Annotated in this window: 2 protein-coding genes; both read right to left on the bottom strand. The window is 70.6% G+C overall.

Annotation, left to right across the window (positions count from 1 at the left end; all coding sequences use genetic code 11):
* Window positions 1-440 (bottom strand): 2-oxoglutarate dehydrogenase E1 subunit family protein (locus D183_RS0111820; RefSeq protein WP_026144401.1); only part of this gene is annotated, 440 nt, incomplete at its 3' end.
* Between the two features lie 185 nt (window positions 441-625).
* The gene (locus D183_RS0111815; protein WP_441365778.1) at window positions 626-1,075 is read right to left on the bottom strand and encodes a DUF7931 domain-containing protein; all 450 of its coding nucleotides are present in this window, start codon (window positions 1,073-1,075) and stop codon (window positions 626-628) included.
* Window positions 1,076-1,158: the final 83 nt, after the last annotated feature.

Raw genomic sequence — 1,158 nt, 5'->3', positions numbered from 1 at the left:
AGTTTCATCCGCGGCTGGCCGCCGAGGCCGCCGGTGCTGAACTCGCTGCCTAGATCGCTTTCCGACAGGCTGTGGAACGGCAGGCCCAGGTCCGGCGGGTTCACCGGCGGGGTCAGGCCCAGCGGATCCAGCCGCGCGCCGAGGTGGCCGCGTGAACGGTAGGCGGTGATCAGGCGGCCGACATGGCGCTCGCGCTCGTCGCCGCTCGGGCCGGTACCGCTGTTGGCGGCCTGGCGCGCGGCGCTGGCGATGTGGGCGATGACCGCCGAGTGGGGGACGTCACCGGCATCGCGGCCCTGGAAGCCGTCGAAGTAGGTTTTCCACTTGGGATCGATGCTGTCGGGAGAGACCAGATACTGTTCGTACAGGTCTTCGATATAGGCGGCATTGCCGCCGGCGAGTTGCGATGACTGCGCAAACTGCTTGAGTAGATTGTCCACGATGGTGGGGTGCGGTCGCTTTGTTTGGGGTGGCTTGCGGCAGGAACCGGCGGACGCGAGGGCCGCGCGGGCGTAATCAAGCGCAAAAATTATACCCCCATGAACCAGCCGGGGTGTGCATTCGGCGTGGTCAAGGCCGATCCCGGTTCATCCGTGGCGCGCGCGGCGGCGCCGGTCCGGCCCCCTTACCAGCCCAGTGCGCGCAGTTCGCTGCATGGGCGCGCACGCTCCCAGACCCGGTCGAAGGTGGCGCGCAACTGGCGTGCGCGGCCGCCACCGAGCAGGTCGGTCTCGCCGTCGTAACGGTGACCGAGTCCACGGAAGTAGTAGCCGCCGCCCTCGTTGACCAGGTAGGCGGTGGCGTCGCTGCGGTCCACCGGATCGCTGACTTCGCGGAACTCGAACACGCTGGGCAGGCGTTGCGCCAGGGCCAGCAAGGGGGCGCCGGCTCGCTGCGGCGCGGCCGCGTCGTGCAGCAGCACGCGCACCTGCTTGGCATGCGCGGCGACCGCGAAGCGCCGCATCTGTTCCACCACGCGGGGATCGTCGAGCAGGCCGGGATCCAGCATGCGGCTGTGGATCAGTACCTGGCGGCGGGCCTGCGCCAGCACCGCGATGCTGGCGGCGAGGGCCATCGCCGCGTCCTCCACCGCCACGGCACCGTCGAAGCGGCGGCGCAGCGGCACGGCCTCCGCGGTGGCGGCCACGCCGCCCGGGG

It is taken from the genome of Xanthomonas sp. SHU 199 (assembly GCF_000364665.1).
GTDB classification, from domain to species: Bacteria; Pseudomonadota; Gammaproteobacteria; order Xanthomonadales; family Xanthomonadaceae; genus Xanthomonas_A; species Xanthomonas_A sontii.
Note: the sequence above shows the minus strand (reverse complement) of the source record. Positions and strands in the feature narration are given on the sequence as shown.